Below are 21936 nucleotides of genomic sequence, written 5' to 3' on the forward strand. Positions count from 1 at the left end.
CCTATTTGACGGCTGCCCTTTCGGGCCAGCCGCGGGCCGGGTTTTCCCTGATCGGAAGAACCCGAAAAATCCTGCTATCGTTATTGCACGATGTGAATTTTGTTTTTACAATGCGAAAAACGCATTAGGGAAAGTACGGGCTCGCGAACCGACCCGTAAGCAGCTAGAGTTGTTTTGCTCAACAGGCAAAACAGAATCAATACCAACCGTGGAGACAAACATGGCCAATCTGCCGAATGCACTGCCCGATCCTGCCGACACCGATCCGCAGGAAACCAGGGAATGGATCGATGCCCTCGAAGGCGTCATCAACGTCGAGGGCCCGACGCGGGCCCATTACCTGATCGAGAAAGTCATCGGCCAGGCCCGCCTGCAGGGGGTCGACATCCCCTACTCGGCCAATACCGAATACATCAACACCATTCCGGTCGACCAGCAGCCCAAGTACCCGGGCAATGCCGACATGGAAATCAAGATCCACTCCTACATCCGCTGGAACGCCATGGCCATGGTCGTGCGCGCCAACAAGGACACCAACGTCGGCGGCCACATCGCCTCCTTCGCCTCCGCCGCCGCCCTGTACGACGTCGGCTTCTCGCATTTCTGGAAGAGCATCGACCATGACACCGGCGGCGACCTGATCTTCTTCCAGGGCCACTCGGTGCCGGGCGTCTATTCCCGCGCCTTCATGCTCGGCCGCCTGACCGAGGAGCAGATGGACAATTTCCGCCAGGAAACCGACGGCAAGGGCATTTCGTCCTACCCGCACCCCTGGCTGATGCCGGACTTCTGGCAGTTCCCGACCGTTTCGATGGGCCTCGGCCCGATCCAGGCCATCTACCAGGCCCGCTTCATGAAGTACCTCGCCTCGCGCGGCCTGATCGACGCCAAGAAAGCCGAGCAGCGCAAGGTCTGGGCCTTCCTCGGCGACGGCGAGACCGACGAGGTCGAGTCGCTCGGCGCCATCGGCATGGCCGGTCGCGAAAAGCTGGACAACCTGATCTTCGTCATCAACTGCAACCTGCAGCGCCTCGACGGCCCGGTCCGCGGCAACGGCAAGATCATCCAGGAACTGGAAGCCGAGTTCCGCGGCGCCGGCTGGAACGTCGTCAAGCTGATCTGGGGCACGCACTGGGACGCCCTGTTCGCCCGCGACAAGAAGGGTATCCTGAAGCGCCGGATGATGGAATGCGTGGATGGCGAATACCAGACCTTCAAGGCCAAGAACGGCGCCTACGTCCGCGAGCATTTCTTCAACACGCCGGAACTGAAGGAACTGGTCGCCGACTGGACCGACGATGAAATCTGGCAACTGAACCGCGGCGGCCACGACCTGTTCAAGATCTTCGCCGCCTATGACCGCGCCGTGAAGCACAAGGGCCAGCCGACGCTGATCCTGGCCAAGACCATCAAGGGCTTCGGCATGGGCCAGGCCGGCGAGGCGATGAACATTTCGCACCAGCAGAAGAAGATGGACATCCAGCAGATCGGCCGCTTCCGCGACCGCTTCAACCTGCCGGTACCGGACGACAAGCTGGGCGAACTGCCCTACCTGAAGTTCGCGGAAGATTCACCGGAATACCAGTACCTGCGCCAGCGCCGCATGGATCTTGGCGGTTTCCTGCCGAGCCGCCGCCGCAAGGCCGCACCGCTGGCCATCCCGGCACTCGACACCTACGCGGCCCTGTTGAAGGCTTCCGGCGAAGGCCGCGAGCTATCCACGACGATGGCCATCGTCCGCATCATGAACATGCTGCTGAAGGACAAGCAGGTCGGCAAGAACGTCGTGCCCATCGTGCCGGACGAGTCCCGCACCTTCGGGATGGAAGGCATGTTCCGCGCCGTCGGCATCTGGAACCAGGAAGGCCAGAACTATGTACCGGAAGACCATGACCAGCTGATGTTCTACAAGGAGTCGAAGACCGGCCAGGTGCTGCAGGAAGGCATCAACGAGGCCGGCGCGATGAGCGACTGGATCGCCGCCGCCACTTCGTACTCCGTGCATGGCGTGCAGACCATCCCGTTCTATATCTGCTACTCGATGTTCGGCCTGCAGCGCACGCTGGATCTGGTCTGGGCGGCTGGCGACCAACGTGCCCGCGGTTTCCTGGTCGGCGGCACCGCCGGCCGCACGACACTAAACGGCGAAGGCCTGCAGCACGAAGACGGCCACAGCCTGATCCTGTCGCAACTGGTGCCGAACTGCGTTTCCTACGACCCGACCTTCCAGTACGAAGTCGCGGTCATCGTTCAGGACGGCATGCGCCGCATGTTCGCCGAGCAGGAAGACGTCTTCTACTACATCACCGTGATGAACGAGAACTACGAGCACCCCGACATGCCGGTGGGCGCCGAGGCCGACATCATCAAGGGCATGTACTCGTTCAAGAAGGGCGGCGAGGGCAAGCTGCGCGTGCAGCTGCTGGGTTCCGGCACCATCTTCCGCGAAGTCATCGCTGCCGCCGACCTGCTGAAGGCCGACTGGGGCGTCGAAGCCGACATCTGGGGCTGCCCGTCCTTCAACGAACTGGCCCGCGACGGCCAGGACACTGCCCGCTGGAACATGCTGCACCCGCTCGAAGCACCGAAGCTGTCGCATGTTGAGCAGAAGCTGGCCGGTGCCGAAGGCCCGGTGGTTGCCGCGACCGACTACATCAAGCTGTTCGCCGAGCAGATCCGCCCCTTCGTGAAGAACACCTACGTCACGCTGGGCACCGACGGCTTCGGTCGTTCCGACACCCGCGAGAAGCTGCGCCACCACTTCGAAGTCGATCGCCACTGGGTCACCCTGGCTGCCCTGAAGGCGCTGGCTGACGAAGGCAAGATCGAGCGCGAGAAGGTCGCCGCCGCCCTGGTCAAGTACAACCTGGATCCGGCCAAGCCGAATCCGATGTCGGTTTAAGGAAGGGAGACGAACATGAGCCAAATCATCGAAGTCAAAGTTCCCGATATCGGCGATTTCGACAGCGTTCCGGTCATCGACCTGTTCGTGAAGGTCGGCGACAGCATCAAGGTCGACGACGCCATCGCCACCCTCGAATCCGACAAGGCGACCATGGACGTACCGTCCACCGTCGCCGGCACCGTCAAGGAAGTGCTGGTCCAGCTCGGCTCCAAGGTCAGCGAAGGTTCGCTGCTGATCAAGGTCGAGACTGGCGGCGCTGCCGCTGAAGCCTCCACTGCACCGGCACCGGCCACTGCACCGGCACCTGCCGCCGCTCCGGCGCCGGTTGCCGCAGCCCCCGCGACTGGCGGCGGCGTGGTTGAAGTGAAGGTCCCGGATATCGGCGACTTCTCAGACGTCCCGGTCATCGACCTGTTCGTCAAGGTCGGCGACACGATCAAGGTCGACGACGCCATCGCCACCCTCGAATCCGACAAGGCGACCATGGACGTACCGTCCACCGTCGCCGGCACCGTCAAGGAAGTCCTGGTCCAGCTCGGCTCCAAGGTCAGCGAAGGGTCACTGCTGATCAAGGTCGAAACCGGTGCAGGTGCTGCCGCCGCTCCGCTGGCCACCCCGGCCCCGCAAGCCGCTGTCCCGGCTGCAGCGCCCGCCCCCACCGCTGCAGCAGCGCCGGTTACCGCTCCCGCTGCCGCCACGGCCGCACTGGCCCCGGCCCTGCCCATCGGCTCCACGGTTCATGCCTCGCCGTCCGTCCGGGCCTATGCCCGCGAACTGGGGATCGACCTGAGCAAGGTCACGGCGTCCGGCCCGAAGGGTCGCCTCGTCAAGGAAGACCTGACCAAGTACGTCAAGGGCGTGATGTCCGGCACCATTTCCGGTCCGGTCGCCACGGCTGGCGGCGGTGTGACCGGCGGTGGCGTACTCGATCTGCTGCCCTGGCCGAAGGTCGATTTCTCCAAGTTCGGCGAAATCGAGGTCAAACCGCTGTCGCGCATCAAAAAGATTTCCGGCCAGAACCTCTCCCGCAACTGGGTGATGATTCCTGCCGTGACCTATCACGAAGACGCTGACATCACCGATCTGGAAGCCTTCCGCGTCCAGCTGAACAAGGAAAACGAGAAGGGTGGCGGCGCCAAGCTGACCATGCTCGCCTTCCTGGTCAAGGCTTGCGTCAAGGCCCTGCAGAAGTTCCCCGAGTTCAACGCCTCGCTCGACGGCGACAACCTGGTGCTGAAGAAGTACTTCAACATCGGTTTCGCGGCCGACACCCCGAATGGCCTGGTCGTGCCGGTGATCAAGAACGCCGACAAGAAGTCGGTCTTCGAGATCGCCCAGGAATCCGGCGATCTGGCCAAGCAGGCGCGTGACGGCAAGCTGAAGCCAGCCGACATGTCCGGCGCCTGCTTCACCATCTCCAGCCTCGGCGGCATCGGCGGCACCTACTTTGCCCCGATCGTCAATGCACCGGAAGTCGCCATCCTCGGCGTCAACAAGTCGACGATGAAGCCGGTGTGGGATGGCAAGCAATTCGTGCCGCGCCTGACCCTGCCGCTGTCGCTGACCGCCGACCACCGCGTGATCGACGGTGCGCTGGCCACCCGCTTCAACGTCTATGTCGCCCAGCTGCTGGCCGACTTCCGCCGCGTTGCGCTGTAAGGGGAGATGACCATGAGTCTCGTTGAAGTCAAAGTCCCGGATATCGGCGATTTCTCGGACGTGCCGGTGATCGACCTGTTCGTCAAGGTCGGCGACAGCATCAAGGTCGACGACGCCATTGCCACCCTCGAATCGGACAAGGCCACGATGGATGTGCCGAGCACGGTCGAAGGCACGGTCAAGGAAGTGTTGGTCCAGCTCGGTTCCAAGGTCAGCGAAGGTTCGCTGCTGATCAAGGTCGAGGCCGGCGCTGCCGCAGCGGCCGCCCCGGTTTCTGCCGAAAAAGCCCCGTCCACCGCAGCAGTCGCTCCGGCGGCTGCACCGGCGGCCTCCAGCCACGCCGGCGGTGCCGATATCGAGTGCGACATGCTCGTCCTTGGCGCCGGCCCCGGCGGCTACTCGGCGGCCTTCCGCTCAGCGGACCTCGGCATGAAGACGGTCATCGTCGAGCGTTACGCCACACTCGGCGGGGTCTGCCTGAACGTCGGCTGCATCCCGTCCAAGGCACTGCTGCACGTCGCCGAGATCATTGAGGAAGCGCAGCATGCCAACGACCTCGGCGTCACCTTCGCCGCCCCGCAAGTCGATATCGACAAGTTGCGTGCGCACAAGGAAAAGGTCGTCGGCAAGCTGACCGGCGGTCTGGCCGGCATGGCCAAGGGCCGCAAGGTCGACATCGTGCGCGGCTACGGCCACTTCCTCGATCCGAACCACATCGAGGTCGAAGTCACCGACGGTACCGGCCAGGACAAGACCGGTGCCAAGAAGGTCATCAAATTCCAGAAGTGCATCATCGCCGCCGGTTCGGCCGCGGTACATCTGCCTTTCATCCCGCGCGACCCGCGCATCGTCGATTCGACCGGGGCGCTCGAACTGCGCTTCGTGCCGGAGAAGATGCTGGTCATCGGCGGCGGCATCATCGGCCTGGAAATGGCCACCGTCTATTCGACGCTGGGTGCCAAGGTCGATGTCGTCGAAATGGCCGACGCGCTGATGCAAGGCCCCGATCGCGACGCCGTCAAGGTCTGGGAAAAGCAAAACCTGCATCGCTTCGACAAGATCATGCTGAAGACCAAGACGGTGGCGGTCGACGCCAAGGATGATGGCCTTTACGTCAAGTTCGAAGGCGAAGGCGCCCCGACCGAGGCCGTCAAGTACGACATGATCCTGCAAGCCGCCGGCCGTGCGCCGAATGGCAACAAGATCGCCGCCGACAAGGCGGGCGTCATCGTCACCGACCGCGGTTTCATTCCGGTCGATGCCCAGATGCGCACCAACGTGCCGCACATCTTCGCCATCGGCGACCTCGTTGGCCAGCCCATGCTGGCGCACAAGGCGGTGCATGAAGCCCACGTCGCGGCCGAAGTCGCCGCCGGCCACAAGGCCGCCTTCGACGCCCAGGTCATCCCTGGCGTCGCCTACACCCATCCGGAAGTGGCCTGGGTCGGCTACACCGAAGATCAGGCCAAGAAGGAAGGTCGCAAGGTCGAAACCGCCAAGTTCCCATGGGCTGCCTCCGGCCGTGCCATCGCCAACGGTGCCGACTACGGCTTTACCAAGCTGATTTTCGATGCCGAGACGCACCGCGTCATCGGCGGCGCCATCGTCGGCCCGTCGGCCGGCGACATGATCGGCGAGGTCTGCCTGGCCATCGAGATGGGCTGCGACGCGGTCGATATCGGCAAGACCATCCACCCGCACCCGACCCTGGGCGAAACCGTCGGCATGGCCGCCGAGGTCGCTCACGGCACTTGCACGGACGTTCCCGCGCCGCGCAAGAAGTAAAGTCCTCTGCGTTACGCTAATCTTTTAGCGTTCGGTTTGGGCGACGGCTAACCCCGTCGCCCATTTTTTGTGCTAAAAACGCGGCACCATGATCCAAAGCACGCCCCTCCCCCGCCGCTCCGCCGAAGAGCAAATCCGCCTCGAAGCCTCCCTGCGCGACGTCTTCGAGCACAAGCTCTGTTTCAACGAACTGCTCGGTTTCAAGGTCGAATCGCTCGACCCGCTCGCCCCGCAGATCAGCTTCTCCATGCGCAAGGAACTGATCGGCCATTTCCTGCATGGCCGCCTGCACGGCGGCGTGATCGCCACCGTGCTCGACACGGTGGGCGGCCTCGCCGTCACGGTCGCCATTGCCGAGAAATTCAATAACGAAAACACCGAGCAGGTCGGCCACCGCTTTGGCCGCATCGGCACCATCGACCTGCGCACCGACTTCCTGCACCAGGGCATCGGCAAGAAGTTTACGGCCACCGGCCGGGTCATCCGACTGGGTGGCCGTATCGCGTCGACGCAAATGACACTCGAAAATGAAGCCGGCGTGCTGATCGCAACCGGCGGCGGGGCCTACGTCGTCAGCTGATCAGAGGATCGGCACGCCCTGGTGCTCACCGCGCTCGTAGACCACGTTGGCGCGGCCGACGATAAGCGGATCAAGATTGCCGATGCGCTGCGTGTCCTTGTTGGCGTAAGGCAGCTTGTGCAGGATATAGCGCATGGCGTTCAAGCGTGCGCGCTTCTTGCAGTTGGACTTGATCACCGTCCACGGCGCATCGGCGGTATCCGTGTGGAAAAACATCGCCTCCTTGGCCTTGGTGTAGTCGTCCCACTTGTCCAGCGAGGCCATGTCGATCGGTGACAGTTTCCACTGCTTGAGCGGATGCACCTTGCGCTCGCGGAAGCGGCGACGCTGTTCCTCGCGGCTGACCGAGAACCAGAACTTGATGACGTGCGTGCCGTTGCGGACCAGCATGCGCTCGAATTCCGGGCACTGGCGGACGAACTCCAGGTATTCCTGATCGGAACAGAAACCCATCACCCGTTCGACACCGGCCCGGTTGTACCAGGAACGGTCGAACAGCACGATCTCGCCATGGGTCGGCAGATGCTGCACATAGCGCTGGAAATACCACTGGCCACGCTCGGTCTCGGTCGGTTTCTCCAGCGCGACGACGCGCGCACCGCGGGGGTTCAAGTGTTCCATGAAACGCTTGATGGTGCCCCCCTTGCCGGCCGCATCGCGGCCTTCGAACAGGATCACCACCTTCTGCCCCGTTTCCTTGACCCAGGCCTGCAGCTTCAGCAACTCGACCTGCAGCCGGTATTTCTGCTGCTCGTAGTTGCGGCGCTGCATGAGATTCTTGTACGGATATGCGCCGTCGCGCCAGTCCGGTGCCAATTCGTCATCCGGATTGGGCGAAGCCAAGCCGGCGGCCAGGCGCTGCTGCTTGAGCAGGCTCTTGAGCAGTACCACCGACTCCTCGACCGGCAGGCCGGCCACCACATCCTGCAGGGCGCCCAGCTTGGATTGCTGGGCCGCATCCACCGAGGCGTGCACGGTAAATCCCTCGATGGCGGGCGGCGTCAGAACCGGCGGGACATCGCCGGCCGCCACGCTGCGGGGCCGAACGCGCGGCACCTTGGGAGAAACCGGCGGGGTTTGTTGCTCAGGCAACGGGGTCGCTTTTTTTCTGGTAACCATGCTCTCTCCATCGTTCGATGCGAAAGAGTCATTTCACGCCTAAGCGGAGAGCTTGTCTACTCCAGCAACTCCACCGGAATCATGGCACGCAGCACAGTCTGCGCCTCGCTCCGGCGCACCCGGTTGCTCAACCACCACAGCGCCCCCTTCTTGATGCTCCACTCTGCCTCCTGGCCAGCCAGGAGCAACGACGCCATGCGCCCCAGCGAGGGCTGATGGCCAACGATCAGCACGCTGCCCTTGGCGTGCGGCCATCCGGAAGCTGCAATCAGTTCCGATACGCAGGCATCCGGCCCGATCTTGCGGTTGGTTTCAAAGGGCAACTTGAGCGCTTCCGCTGTTTGTTGGGTTCGCACAGCCGGGCTGACCACAATCCGCAAATCCTTGGGCTGATGGCGCAATATCCAGCCCGCCATCTGTTGCGCCTGCTTCTCGCCCCGCTCGGTCAGGCGGCGCTTCAAGTCGTCGTCACCATCCTCCGCCTCGGCATGACGCCACAGCAACAAATCCATGATCGCCCCCCTTTTGGAAAGCCAGCATTATGACCACGCAATGTTACCGCAGCATTGCGGGCTCCAAGCAGCAGCCCTACCGAACGACAAAAGCAAAAAGCCCGGTCACAAGGAGCGGGCTTTTTGCTTGGATCTTGGTGGCCTGGGGCGGAATCGAACCACCGACACGCGGATTTTCAATCCGCTGCTCTACCAACTGAGCTACCAGGCCAAGAGAGGCCGCATTATAGCGAGGGCCAGCTGCTGGCGCAAGACTTGGGCGAACATTTCTGCATTCTTGTTCGTCGCTCAGGCACCGATGGGTGGGGATTGGCGGTAAAGCTCGGAAAAATCGTCCGGCAGGGTCGGCGGAGTTGGCGGATGCCAGGCCGCGAAGGCGACCCGGGCAATCGCCCCTTTACCGGCCGGATTGGGGCGCAAGCTGGCCCTGGAATCATGTTGCATGGCGATTTCCTGAACAATGGCAAGGCCGAGACCACTCCCCTCGGTGCTGGCATCGTCAACCCGATAGAAACGCTCGAACACCAGTTCGGCCTGCTCCTCGCTGATGCCGATTCCGTCATCCTCGACCTCGAACAGTACCGTATCGGGGTTGGCGACAATACGGCAGGTGACATGGCCGCCGCGACCGGTGTACCGCAGCGCATTGTCGATCAGGTTCTTGGCGAGCTCCCGCAACAGGAAGGGATTCCCCATGATCATGGCCGGTCCGGCGGTCTCGAAGCCGAGGTCGATCTCCTTCTCGATGGCGATCATCACCCAGTCGGCAACGACATCGCGGATCAAGGCTGAGAGATCGAGCACCTCATGCTTGCGCTGAGCCAGTTCACCACCCTCGGTGCGCGCCAGGGTCAGCAGTTGATTGACCAGACGCCCTGCACGATCGACGCCGGTGGCGATCTGGCGTAACGCATGGCGCAACGCTTCGGGGTCGGTTTCGCGGATGGCAAACTGGGCCTGGGTCTTCAGGCCGGTAAGCGGCGTTCGCATCTGGTGGGCGGCATCGGCCACGAAACGTTGCTGTGCCTCGACGTTGCGTTGCATGCGGGCAAGCATTTCGTTGAAAGCCTCGACCAGGGGCTCCAACTCCTCCGGGACACGACGGGTGGCAATCGGCGACAGGTCGTCCGGCTGTCGCGCATCGATCGTCTTGCGCAGGCGGGTGAGCGGCCGCAGGCCGCGCGACAGGCCGAACCAGACGAGCATGACCGCGAGCGGAATGATGATGAACTGCGGCAGGATGACACTGGCGACGATCTTGTTGGCCAGTTGACTGCGCTTCTCGGTCGTTTCGCCGACCTCGATGATCACCCATTGCCCCTTGGCCATGCCGGGCTCGAAGAGGTAGGTATAGGCCAGTCGGAGATCCTGCCCCTTGAAATCCGCATCGCGCAGATAGATCTCGCCCGCCACCATTTCCTCGTCAACCGGCGCTGCAATGGCCGGCAGATCCTTGTCACCGGCCAGCAGCCTGCCATCCATCGATACCACCCGGAAATACACGCTATCGGTTTCATCGGCCCGCAAGAGGGCGCGTGTCGAGGCGGGCAGCGAAAGCAGTGGCTTGCCGTTGACCAGCTTGACCTGGCGGGCGATGGCGGCGACGTGCTCGCGCAAGGCTTGGTCGTACGGGTAGTTGGCGACGTTATTGGCGAAGTAATGGGTGAACGCGATGCTGAGCGGCCAGACAAACAACAGGGGCGCCAGCATCCAGTCGAGGATCTCGCCGAACAGCGAGCGCTCGGTTTCCGATGCCGCCGACGGGGAATTACTCGCCTTGGGGTCGCTCAAGGCAATAACCCAGGCCGCGTACGGTGGCGATCTTCACGCCGCCCGGTTCGATTTTCTTGCGCAGGCGATGCACGTAAACCTCGATGGCATTGTGGCTGACCTCCTCGCCCCAGCCGCACAAGTGGTCCACTAACTGATCCTTGCTGACCAGGCGGCCCATACGGCTGAGCAAGACCTCCAGCAAGCCAACCTCGCGCGCCGACAGTTCCAGCGGTTGACCATTGATCACGGCGACCCGACCGACCTGATCGTAAGTCAGGGCACCGCACTGGATGGTCGGAGACGTACCGGCCGAGCGGCGAGTCAGCGCCCTGACCCGCGCTTCCAGCTCGGCCAGCTCGAAGGGCTTGACCATATAGTCGTCCGCCCCCAGATCGAGCCCCTTGACGCGGTCGCCCGTCCCGTCGAGCGCCGTCAAGATCAGGACCGGCACTTGTGAATTGCGGGCCCGCAAGCGCTTGAGCACCTCGAGGCCAGGCATTTTCGGCAGCCCGAGATCAAGAATCAGCAAATCGTAGGTCACCGTGGCCAGGGCTGTGTCAGCTTCGACGCCGTTGGGCGCCCAATCGACGGCATAGCCCGCCTGGCGCAGGGAACGGGAAAGGCCATCGGCGATGATCGTGTCGTCTTCAGCGATAAGTATGCGCATTGATTCGATATTCGCCTGTCACGGCGTAAGATTTCTGTAAGGCAGCCCGCTTAACCTGATCGGGCTGTTCTCCTTTTATGGTCTTCGGAGTATGCGGTTCGCCGCTGCTCAGGGGGTCGCCCGATCCTGCACTGGGCAGCCCCCTACCGTTTTTTTCCCCAGCAAACCCATACAGTCTAACAAATAAACTGCGGTTGTTTTTCCGCAGCGCACAAGCACGTCCGCATTTTCCGCCCCCTGCCCGATGCCGCGTTTCTCGGCCATCATGAACGAAAAAAAGCCCGGGAAAACCCGGGCTTTTTGCTTGGTGGCGCTTGACCGATTAGTGGGCAGCAGCCGAAGAGGCACCCAGACCGGTTTCCGAACGCAGCTGCTGAGCCGGATACAGCTCGCGCTCCTTCTTGGCCTGAGCCGAGTTGTCCAGGATGGACACCAGCCAGATCGTGAAGAAGGCAGCGCTCATCGAGAAGATGGCGGCCGAGTTGTACGGGAACCAGGCAGAACCCTTCGGGTTGTGCAGCACGGCTTCCCAGACGCTGGCGGAACCGATGGTCAGGACAGCAGCCAGAACCAGGCCGACGAAGCCACCGACCACCGCACCCCGCGTCGTGCAGTTCTTCCACAGCACGGACATGAAGAGAACCGGGAAGTTGGAGGAACAGGCGACGGTGAAGGCCAGCATGACCATGTAGGCCACGTTTTCCTTCTCGAAGGCGATACCGAGAACGATAGCCAGGACGCCGAGGGCGATGGTGGCGATCTTGGAAACACGCAGTTCCTGTTCCGACGAGCAGCCCTTGTTGAACACGGAAGCGTAGAGGTCATGCGACACGGCGGAAGCGCCGGACAGGGTCAGACCAGCAACCACAGCCAGAATGGTGGCGAAGGCCACGGCCGAGATGAAGCCGAGGAACAGGTCGCCGCCGACAGCCTTGGACAGATGGACAGCAGCCATGTTGCCGCCACCCTTCAGGCCCTTGGCAATTTCGCCGCCGATGTAGAACTCGCCCGGATTCTGGATCAGGTTGGTGATCGCGCCGAAGCCGATGATGAAGGTCAGGATGTAGAAGTAGCCGATCCAGGTGGTTGCCCAGGCAACCGACTTACGGGCTTCCTTGGCGTTCGGCACGGTGAAGAAGCGCATCAGGATGTGCGGCAGACCAGCGGTACCGAACATCAGCGCCATACCGACGGAGATGGCGGAGATCGGATCCTTGATCAGGGCACCCGGACCCATGATGGCGTCCTTCTTGGAGTGCACTTCAACCGCCTTGGCGAACAGCGCCTCCGGCGAGAAGCCGAATTGCAGCAGCACGGCCACGGCCATGAAGGTGGCACCGCCGAGCAGCATGACGGCCTTGATGATCTGCACCCAGGTCGTTGCGGTCATGCCACCGAACAGCACGTACATCAGCATGATGATGCCGACGAGGATTTCGGCGTACATGTATTCGAGACCGAAAAGCACCTTGATCAGCTGACCGGCACCGACCATCTGCGCAATCATGTAGAAGGCGACGATGACCAGGGAGGCGGAAGCGGCGAAGACGCGAACCGGGGTCTGCGAGAAACGGTAGGAAGCCACGTCAGCGAACGTGAACTTGCCCAGGTTACGCAGGCGTTCGGCCATCAGGAAGGTGATGACGGGCCAGCCGACCAGCCAGCCGATCGAGAAGATCAGGCCGTCGAAGCCGTTGGCGAACACCAGACCGGAAATACCGAGGAAGGAGGCAGCCGACATGTAGTCGCCGGCGATCGCCAGGCCGTTCTGGAAGCCGGTGATACCGCCACCGCCGGTGTAGAAGTCAGCAGCGGACTTGGTCTTGGCTGCAGCGACCTTGGTGATGTAAAGGGTGAAGGCGACGAACAGGCCGAACATGACGATGGCCGTCCAGTTGGTTGCCTGCTTCTGCGTGTCGCCGAGGTCGGCGCCGGCTGCGAAGGCACCGCCGGCGACAGCCAGCGCGGCAACGGCGGAGAGAATGTGCTTGATGGACATATTACTTCTGCGCCTCCTTGATGATGGCTTCGTTGGTCGCGTCGAACTCGGTGTTGGCGCGACGGACGTAGATCCAGGTCAGAACGATGGTGAGGACGATGACGCCCACGCCCATCGGCACGCCCAGACTGGTAACCCCTGCACCAATCTTCTTGGCCAGCAGTTCCTTGTCGAAGGCGACCAGCAGGATGAAGCCGTAGTAAATGGCGGCACTGACGATTGCCATGATGATCGAGTATCGACTGCGCATGGCAATGAACTCGTGGAATTTCGGATTCTTGGTAATCCGATCAAGTACGTCTTGCATTGATTTGCTCCTCAGATTTTGTTTATAGAGGCATTGCTGCGGAGCCTAATGTAGGGGAGCCTTCTTACAACTAACTTACAGCAGTAAACGGATTGCACCATATTTGATGCAACCCGTTCATCATCCTGAAAACGCAAGCCCGGCGCCCCCTCCCAGGAATGAAAAAGCCCCGCACAAGGCGGGGCTTCGTTGAGCGGAGAGGCTCGGGCGGGTATTACATACCCATGCCCATGCCGCCCATGTCGCCCATGCCGCCCATCGGGGGCATGGCCGGCTTGTCTTCGGCCAGCTCGGCAACCATGCACTCGGTCGTCAGCATCAGGCCGGCGACGGAAGCAGCGTTCTGCAGGGCGGTACGGGTGACCTTGGTCGGGTCCAGAACACCCATTTCGACCATGTCGCCGTATTCGCCGGTAGCCGCGTTGTAACCGTAGTTACCCTTGCCGCGAACGACCTTGTCGACCACGACGGACGGCTCGTCGCCGGCGTTGCCGACGATTTCGCGCAGCGGAGCTTCCATGGCCTTCAGGATCAGCTTGATGCCGGCGTCCTGGTCATGGTTGTCGCCCTTCAGCTTGGCGATGTTGGCACGGGCACGCAGCAGGGCGACGCCGCCACCGGCGACGATGCCTTCTTCAACGGCAGCACGGGTAGCGTGCAGGGCGTCTTCGACGCGGGCCTTCTTTTCCTTCATTTCAACTTCGGTGGCAGCGCCAACCTTGATGACGGCAACGCCGCCAGCCAGCTTGGCAACACGCTCCTGCAGCTTTTCGCGGTCGTAATCGGAGGTCGCTTCCTCGATCTGGACGCGGATCTGCTTGACGCGGGCTTCGATCGAAGCGGCATCGCCGGCACCGTCGATGATGGTGGTGTTTTCCTTGGCGATTTCGACACGCTTGGCCTGGCCCAGATCCTTCAGGGTGGCCTTTTCCAGGGACAGACCGGTCTCTTCGGAGATGACGGTACCGCCGGTCAGGATGGCGATGTCTTCCAGCATGGCCTTGCGACGGTCGCCAAAGCCCGGAGCCTTGACGGCGACGGTCTTCAGGATGCCACGGATGTTGTTCACGACCAGGGTGGCCAGCGCTTCGCCATCGACGTCTTCGGCGATGATCAGCAGCGGACGGGAAGCCTTGGCGACTTGTTCCAGCACCGGCAGCAGGTCACGGATGTTCGAGATCTTCTTGTCGAAGAGCAGGACGAACGGGTTGTCGAGCAGGGCGATCTGCTTATCCGGGTTGTTGATGAAGTACGGGGACAGGTAGCCGCGGTCGAACTGCATGCCTTCGACGACGTCGAGTTCGTTGTTCAGGGACTTGCCGTCTTCAACGGTGATGACGCCTTCCTTGCCGACCTTCTCCATGGCTTCGGCGATGATGTTGCCGATGGAAGCGTCGGAGTTGGCGGAGATGGAACCGACCTGGGCGATTTCCTTGGTCGTGGTGCAGGGCTTGGAGATGCCCTTCAGCTCTTCGATGGTGGCGGCGACAGCCTTGTCGATGCCGCGCTTCAGGTCCATCGGGTTCATGCCGGCGGCCACGTACTTCATGCCTTCGCGAACGATGGCCTGGGCCAGCACGGTGGCGGTGGTGGTGCCGTCACCGGCGATGTCGGAGGTCTTGGAAGCGACTTCCTTGACCATCTGGGCGCCCATGTTGGCGAACTTGTCCTTCAGTTCGATTTCCTTGGCGACGGAAACGCCGTCCTTGGTGACGGTCGGGCCGCCGAAGGAACGCTCGAGCACGACGTTGCGGCCCTTCGGACCGAGGGTGACCTTGACGGCGTCGGCCAGGATGTTGATGCCTTCGACCATGCGGGCGCGGGCGGAATCACCGAATTTGACTTCTTTAGCTGCCATTTAATAGCTCCTGAATTTTGATCTGTTGAGAACGTCGGGCGCCCCCCGGAGGAAGCACCCCTGGGATACGTGCCGAATTACTTCTGCAGGACACCCATGATGTCTTCTTCGCGCATGACCAGGACTTCCTGGCCATCGACCTTGACAGCCTGGCCGGCGTACTTGCCGAACAGGACGCGGTCGCCGACCTTGACGTCGAGGGCGACGTGCTTGCCGTTCTCGTCGCGCTTGCCCGGACCGACGGCCAGAACTTCACCCTGATCCGGCTTCTCGCCGGCGGAATCGGGGATGACGATACCGGAAGCGGTGGTGCGCTCGGCTTCAACGCGCTTGACGATCACACGGTCGTGCAAAGGACGGATATTCATAGAACAGACTCCTCAAAATGAGTTGCGACAAAACTGAAATGGGCCGGTCGTGCAGGGCACGGACGCGGGAGCCGGACGGGCATTCTGTTAGCACTCGTCGTCGGTGAGTGCTAATAATAGGGGTGCCATCCGGCCTTTTCAAGAGGCAAGGTTGCAAAAAATTGTCCTTGCCCCCTCGGGAAAATTCGGCGGGGAGGGAAATCGCCGCAACGGGAAAATGCGGGCCACATGCCACCCGGAGAGGCCGCGCCGGCCCGCCTGAGAGGGGATGCCGCCCGGCGCACTACTTCGACAAGCGCTCGAACAGTTTGGCCGCCGTATCAACGCCGCGCAGCAGGCGATCACTCTCGATCAGCACCAGGCGGGCATGCTTGCTCCACCCGGCATAGGCCAGATCGGGACAGAGCGTGCGGATGAACTTGCGCCACTGCTTGTCCACCACGTCGAGCTGGGCGACCACCTCCGGGTACGGGGCACCGGCGACAGTCAGCTCCCGCAGGTTGCTCTCGAACTCATCACAACTGGGCGGCGACAGTTCGGCCACACGTTCCTGCAGGCCAGCCCACTCCCGAAACAGGAAGAGCTTGGCGATACGCTGCAACAGCATGCGGTTGCGCCCTGCCTGATTGACATAGCTGACCTCGGACACACCGACCAGACGGGTGGCCGTGACGGTCAGTCGGTCGGCAACGGCAAGCATGTCTTCGCTCAGGCTGAAAACGCGCTCGGCGATAGCCGGATCCTCCTCGTTCAGCGCCGCGCGATAGCCCGGCCACAAGTCCTGGATGGCAGCCAGAACGGAGCGCAGCTCCCCATCCAGTTCCAGTTGTTCCAGACGCGACAGGTTGCGGACAAACTCCCTCTCCAGCTGGTGCAAGCGGGCTCGCTCCCGGGCCGGGGCCAGGCCGGAAACCACCGCCCCCCAGGTGAGCGCCAGGCGCTGGGAGAGCAGGCGCAGGCGGCCACACAGGTTGATCAGGGCGCCGGAGGATATCTTCCGGCCGGCGACATCGCCCTTGCGCTTGCGACTGAAATTGACCCGCTGCCGGGTGCTGCCGCCGATCGTGTCGCTCAGCGCGGCATTCTGGATATGCACGCTGCGCCCTTCGACGACAATGACCCCCCGCTCACTCAATTCGCGCAGGTTGCGCGACAGGGATTCAGGCGTCATGCCGATGCGGGCGGCAACGACCTTCTTGCTCGCCTTGAGTTCCACGGTCGTTTCCCCGGCCAGGCCGGCCTGGTCGCCGGCCAGTTCGAGCAGGTAATCGAGCAGGCGCTGGGCGCCGGTCAGTCCGTAGTGAAAACCGGTGACATCGAATTCGGTGGCACACAGGCGCTGGGCCAGCAAACTGACGATGCGGCAACCCAGGTCGTGATTCTGGTGCATCAATTTGCGCAAGGCGGGCGCATCGATGGCGACCAGTTGGGCGGCTGCGATGCTGGTGCAGCTGGATGCGTAGTGGCTGGCGCCAAACACCTCGCCAGGGCTGAGCAACTGCTCCTCCTGGACCAGCTGGATGACCCGCGTCGTGCCGCCGGGCATGTTCATTGCACGCTGGACGCTGCCGGAGAACAGGATGAACGCTTCGCGCACCGGGTCGCCAGCCGCATAGAGAGTCTGGTTGGCAGCGAGTTTGACCAGACGGCTGGTTGCCACCAGTGTATCGAGCAATGCCGCGGGCAGACCGCCCAGCAATTGGCTACCGGAAAGCAGTTCCCGCTGCGCGCGCAGCGGGTCGTTTGATTTTGCGCTCAAGCTGTGAATCCAGGCAAAGGAATACGATAAGGAAATACTAGGGCAAATGAAGGAGGGGGATAAATCTGCCTATGGAACGAATCCTCCCCTCCTTTTGGCTTAGCAAACGTCGTTTTGCGTGCTGCAGGCGTTGCGCTTGCTGGTGGATCTGGCGCCCCGGTGATCACGCTTGACAAGCATCAAGCAACTGCGCCGAAAGTATATATCGGCGCTTACCCACAGCAGCGCCCTGCGTTCAGACGGATTGTCGCTCAGCCAGGCGATAGGTGTTTCGCCCCGCCTCCTTGGCCCGATAGAGCGCCGCGTCCGCACTGGCGCGGATGCCTTCCAGATCGCCACCATGCTGCGGGTAGATCGCCCCGCCGATACTGGCCGACACCCGGGCTTCGCCGGCGGTCAACTGATAGGGCCGGGCGACTGCGCTCAGCACCCGGCGGGCGATTTCCTCGACTTCCGATCGGCCGCCGATCTGGGGCAGGATGACGGCGAATTCATCACCCCCCAGGCGGGCCACCGTATCCGATTCACGCACCGCCTGCAGCAGGCGGTGTGCCGTTTCGACCAGTAGCTGGTCGCCCGCGGCATGCCCCATGCTGTCGTTGACCGCCTTGAAATAATCGAGGTCGATGTAGAGCAGCGCAAACTCATGGCCGTAGCGACGCGCCTGGGAAAGCGCAACCTGCAGGCGGTCGTAGAACAGCGTGCGGTTGGGCAGATCGGTCAGTGGATCGCTCTGCGCCCGGTGACGGAGCAGTTCCTCGACCTCCTTGCGCTGCGTGATGTCGATGAAGGTGGCGACATGCCGCCCGCCGCTGTCGGCGCCATCGTCGCTGATCGCCGAGATGCTGAGCCAGACGACATAGACCGAACCATCCGGCCGCCGATTCCAGACCTCGCCCTCCCAGTGGCCATCCTGCTCGAGCTTGAGCCAGAGCAGGTCGAAGAATTCCGGATCATGCTGGCTGGCCCCGAGGAAACGCAGATCCTTGCCTTGCACTTCCTGCGGCCGGTAGCCGGTGATGGCGGTAAAGGCAGGATTGACCTGGATGATGCGATTGGCGGCATCGGTCACGATGATGCCTTCCGAGGCGCTCTCCATCACCGCGGCGGCGATCTGCAGGGCACGCTCGTCGGCCAGACGCTCCGTGACATCCTTGATGCTGACCACCCACTGCACCGCAGCCGGCGACGCCTCGATGCGGGCGACATGGACATCGCCAACCCGCAGATGGCTGCCATCCGGTCGGGCGAAGCGAACCCGTGTCGTGGGCGACACCGGCTCGCCCTTGATGCGCCGCGCCAGCCGGCCGGCGACCATGTCGCGATCATGCGGCGCGACGAAGGCAGCCAACTGCTGGCCGACGATCCGCTCGGGCTCCTGCCCGAACAGCACGGCCGCCTGCTCGTTGGCGAAGACGATGGCGAAATCGGGGGCCTGGGCGACGAGAATGGCGTTCTGGCTGGCTTCGATGACCGAACGATAACGCGCCTCGCTCTGCGAAATCTGCTCCTCCTTGCGTTGGCGCTCCGCGACCTCGTCGCGCAGGTGGCTGTTGGCCTCCGACAAGGCCTGCGTCCGTTCGGCGATCAGGCGCTCCTGGCCGGCACTGACTTGCTGCAGGTGCAGAAAATGGCGGCGCGACCGACTGGCGGCAAAATGCAGCAGGAGCAGGATAGCAGCGCCGGCGCCACCGAAGGTCAGCAGCACCCGCAGGCGCTGCTCGGCCCGGATGGCGAGAATACTCTCGGCCGGCATGGTGACGCTGATACCGCCGCGAATATCCCCCACCTTGTAGCCTTGATCGGCGTGGCATTTCAGGCAGGACTCCTTGACGAAGAGCGGGGCCATGTAGCGATGCACCGGCATACCGGCGATGTTCTGTTCCATCAGCACTTCGCTGCGACCCTGCTCGAACAGTCTGAGCGCCTCGGTCTCCCATGGATCGGCAGCGTTGGCCGGGCGCAGCGGGTTGAGGCTGGTGATGTGGAACTTCACCCCATCGACCCGCTCAGCGACTTCCGCGATCTGCCGGGTCATGTAGGCTGGATTGACCAGGGTCAGACGCATGCCGTCGGTGGTCACGACATCGCGCTTCGGATGCTTGAGGTAGGGATTCGGTTGGGTTTCCTCGGTGACCGGGGCATAGATGCCGCCGTGGCTGGCATTCCAGTCACGCGTCAGTTCGACAAGGTGGAACAGCACGCTGCCCCGCTCACGGACCAGTGTCTCGATCTGGCGGTCGATCTGCCGGAACTCGGCATAGATGACCAGGGCGCAGAGGACGATGCCGACCAGATAACCGAGCGCCAGCCACTGCGCATAGCGCGGACCACCAACCGCCGCCCTTTCGACGCGCTGTTCCAACCCGTTGTCCATGGCATCCATCGCTGTCCATGCCTCCGAAGACAAGACACACCCAGGATTGTAACAATGTAAAAAAGGCAAAGCACATGCACGGTCTTCTTATTTTTTGTATATTGCCACCACAAACTATAAAGGCATCACCCTCCCCATGAAGAACAACCAACCCGTCACGCAGCGGGAAATCCCTTTTCCTCCCGACACTTACCTCGTTTCCCGCACCGATCTCAAGGGCATCATCACCTACGCCAATGATGCCTTTGTCGACATCAGCGGCTTCAGCCGCGAGGAACTGATCGGCAGCAGCCACAACATCGTCCGCCACCCGGACATGCCGCAAGCCGCCTTCGCCGATCTGTGGGCCACCGTCAAGCAAGGCCTGCCCTGGCGCGGCCTGGTCAAGAACCGCTGCAAGAACGGCGACTTCTACTGGGTCGAGGCCTTCGTCACACCGATCAAGCAGGATGGCCGGATCACCGGCTACCAGTCGGTACGCACCCCCGCCCCGGCCAGCCGGCGCAGCGCGGTGGAGGCCGCCTACCGGGCCGCCGGGCAAACCGGCAGCCTGCCGCGTACGGGCCGGCGCAGCCTGTCGCTGGCCACCCGGCTGTGGGGTTCGACCGCCGCCATCCTGGCCCTCATGCTGCTGGTCGGCGTGATCGGCCTGCGCGGCGTCAGCGAAAGCAACGTTTCGCTGCAAACCCTCTACCAGGAAAAACAGATCCCTTCCAACCTGGCCAGCAAGATGATGTTCCTGCTCTCGGACAACCGGTCGCAGATCATGCTCGGCCTGCAGCATGACCCGGCCAACCCGAGCGCCAGGCTGCACGACCACCCGCTCGACCTGCACGTCGACAACACCCTGAAAAATCGCCAGGAAATCAACGCCGCGCTCGAAGAACTGAAGAAGCACCCGCTGAGCGAGCAGGAACAGGCGCTGTTCGCCAAATTCAGCGCTACCCGCGAACGCTACTCCAGTGAAGGCATCAATGTCGCGCGCAGGCTGCTCAAGGAGGGCAAGTATCTCGAGGCAAACGAGCTGCTGCTGCTCAAGATCAACCCGCTGTACGCTGAAATGAAGCGTGACGGCGAAGCCCTGATCAGCGAACTGTCACGCTCCGCGGCCGAGACCCACCAGGCAGCCGAGGCCCGCTATGCGACGATCCGCAACCTGACCATCGGCAGCCTGCTCGGCGCCCTGCTGCTCGGCGGCATCGGCGGCTGGCTGCTGACCCGCTCGATCACCCGTCCGCTGCACCGGGCGATTGGTCATTTCGAGCGCATTGCCGAAGGCAAGCTGACCGACGAGATCGACATCGAGGGTCGCGACGAAACCGGCCTGTTGCTGTGCAACCTGGCGACCATGCAGGTCATGTTGAAGGCGATGCTCGACAACATCAACGCCGCGTCGCGGGCCATCGATCAACGCTGCCAGCAGCTGGAAACGCAGATGCAGCAGGTAGCCGAGCAGTCTGAACAGCAGCAGGCGAGCGTCGAGGGCGTCGCTGCGGCGACCGAGGAATTCAGCCAGTCGGTGCAGGAAGTGGCGGCCAACGTGCAGGAAACTGCCGCGGCAGCCCGCGATTCGCAGGCCAAGGTCAGCCAGAGCAACACCAACATCAACCAGAGCATGCTCGCCACGACGCGGGTCGTCGAGGCGGTGCAGGCCTCGAACAGCACCATCGATCAGCTCAACCGGTCGATCGCCAAGATCGGCGACATCACCGGCGTCATCGCCGACATCGCCAGCCAGACCAACCTGCTGGCGCTGAATGCCGCGATCGAGGCGGCGCGTGCCGGCGAGCAGGGGCGCGGCTTCGCGGTGGTGGCCGACGAGGTACGCAAGCTGGCCGAGCGGACGACGGCCTCGACTGCCGACATCAACACCACGGTCAGCGAGATCCAGACGGTCACCGCCCAGGCGGTGTCCAGCATGACCTTGGCGGCGAACGAAGTGGATACGGGGATCGGCATGCTACGCGAAAGCGTCGCCGGCCTGCAGGGCATTGCCGAATCCGCCAGCGTGGTGACGCAGATGTCGACGCAGATTTCCGACGCCTCGCGCCAGCAGGGCATCGCCAGCGAGGAAGTCGCCCAGAGCATGCAGCAGATCACCGACCTGATCGAGCAGAACACCGCCTCGGCCCGCGCCGCGCGTCAGGCCGCCGACGAACTGCTGCACACCTCGAGCGAACTGGAAGCGTTGATTTCCAGCTTCGAGCTGTACCGCAAGTAAGCGTCGCCGCTTAGAATCGGGGAGGCTGCGGCCTCCCTTTTTCTTTG

General features: G+C 62.8%; 15 protein-coding genes and 1 tRNA gene. 5 read left to right on the plus strand and 11 right to left on the minus strand.

Annotated elements, in window-relative coordinates; translation table 11 throughout:
* Positions 1-220 precede the first annotated feature (220 nt).
* From aceE to K420_RS0102240, 4 genes are all read left to right on the plus strand, one after another.
* Entirely contained in the window at positions 221-2902 is a 2682-nt protein-coding gene (aceE, locus tag K420_RS0102225) for a pyruvate dehydrogenase (acetyl-transferring), homodimeric type (protein WP_027456614.1), read from the plus strand.
* A 15-nt stretch (positions 2903-2917) separates the two neighbouring features.
* Positions 2918-4564, plus strand: a complete 1647-nt coding sequence (gene aceF / locus K420_RS0102230; protein ID WP_027456615.1) for a dihydrolipoyllysine-residue acetyltransferase — start codon at positions 2918-2920, stop codon at positions 4562-4564.
* Positions 4565-4576: 12 nt separating this feature from the next.
* A complete protein-coding gene (gene lpdA, locus K420_RS0102235) occupies positions 4577-6349 on the plus strand; it encodes a dihydrolipoyl dehydrogenase (RefSeq protein WP_027456616.1) in 1773 nt (590 codons plus the stop codon).
* Between the two features lie 88 nt (positions 6350-6437).
* Positions 6438-6929 carry a thioesterase family protein gene (locus tag K420_RS0102240; protein WP_027456617.1) on the plus strand — a complete coding sequence of 164 codons (492 nt, stop codon included), beginning with the start codon at positions 6438-6440 and terminating at the stop codon, positions 6927-6929.
* Here the strand turns inward: K420_RS0102240 and ppk2 are convergent, their stop codons facing one another.
* The 11 genes from ppk2 to K420_RS19535 form a co-directional block, all read right to left on the minus strand.
* Complete coding sequence (ppk2, locus tag K420_RS0102245) at positions 6930-8048, minus strand: polyphosphate kinase 2 (protein WP_027456618.1); 1119 nt, start codon at positions 8046-8048, stop codon at positions 6930-6932.
* Between the two features lie 56 nt (positions 8049-8104).
* Positions 8105-8560 (minus strand): SixA phosphatase family protein, encoded by a 456-nt coding sequence (locus K420_RS0102250; protein ID WP_027456619.1) that lies wholly within the window; start codon positions 8558-8560, stop codon positions 8105-8107.
* A gap of 135 nt (positions 8561-8695) precedes the next feature.
* Positions 8696-8771: transfer RNA gene (locus K420_RS0102255), tRNA-Phe, on the minus strand.
* Positions 8772-8848: 77 nt separating this feature from the next.
* Complete coding sequence (locus tag K420_RS0102260) at positions 8849-10351, minus strand: sensor histidine kinase (RefSeq protein ID WP_027456620.1); 1503 nt, start codon at positions 10349-10351, stop codon at positions 8849-8851.
* Positions 10329-11000 carry a response regulator transcription factor gene (locus tag K420_RS17885; RefSeq protein WP_035854406.1) on the minus strand — a complete coding sequence of 224 codons (672 nt, stop codon included), beginning with the start codon at positions 10998-11000 and terminating at the stop codon, positions 10329-10331. The genes K420_RS0102260 and K420_RS17885 overlap by 23 nt, the downstream gene beginning before the upstream one ends.
* 322 nt (positions 11001-11322) lie before the next feature.
* A complete protein-coding gene (locus K420_RS0102270; RefSeq protein WP_035854407.1) occupies positions 11323-12999 on the minus strand; it encodes a cation acetate symporter in 1677 nt (558 codons plus the stop codon).
* A 1-nt stretch (position 13000) separates the two neighbouring features.
* The gene (locus tag K420_RS0102275) at positions 13001-13306 is read right to left on the minus strand and encodes a DUF485 domain-containing protein (RefSeq protein ID WP_027456622.1); all 306 of its coding nucleotides are present in this window, start codon (positions 13304-13306) and stop codon (positions 13001-13003) included.
* A 214-nt stretch (positions 13307-13520) separates the two neighbouring features.
* Positions 13521-15164: a chaperonin GroEL gene (gene groL, locus K420_RS0102280; RefSeq protein WP_027456623.1), complete on the minus strand. Its 1644-nt coding sequence runs from the start codon at positions 15162-15164 to the stop codon at positions 13521-13523.
* 77 nt (positions 15165-15241) lie between these two features.
* The gene (locus K420_RS0102285; protein ID WP_027456624.1) at positions 15242-15532 is read right to left on the minus strand and encodes a co-chaperone GroES; all 291 of its coding nucleotides are present in this window, start codon (positions 15530-15532) and stop codon (positions 15242-15244) included.
* A gap of 283 nt (positions 15533-15815) precedes the next feature.
* Positions 15816-17291 carry a type IV pili methyl-accepting chemotaxis transducer N-terminal domain-containing protein gene (locus tag K420_RS0102290; protein ID WP_027456625.1) on the minus strand — a complete coding sequence of 492 codons (1476 nt, stop codon included), beginning with the start codon at positions 17289-17291 and terminating at the stop codon, positions 15816-15818.
* Positions 17292-17526: 235 nt separating this feature from the next.
* Positions 17527-19668, minus strand: coding sequence for a diguanylate cyclase domain-containing protein (locus tag K420_RS19535; protein WP_198293783.1), 2142 nt, complete (start codon positions 19666-19668; stop codon positions 17527-17529).
* A gap of 136 nt (positions 19669-19804) precedes the next feature.
* Between K420_RS19535 and K420_RS0102300 the strand changes: the two genes are divergently transcribed.
* On the plus strand, positions 19805-21889 hold the full coding sequence (locus K420_RS0102300; protein ID WP_027456626.1) for a methyl-accepting chemotaxis protein: 2085 nt from the start codon (positions 19805-19807) through the stop codon (positions 21887-21889).
* Positions 21890-21936: the final 47 nt, after the last annotated feature.

The organism is Dechloromonas agitata is5, from assembly GCF_000519045.1.
Taxonomy (GTDB): Bacteria; Pseudomonadota; Gammaproteobacteria; order Burkholderiales; family Rhodocyclaceae; genus Azonexus; species Azonexus agitatus.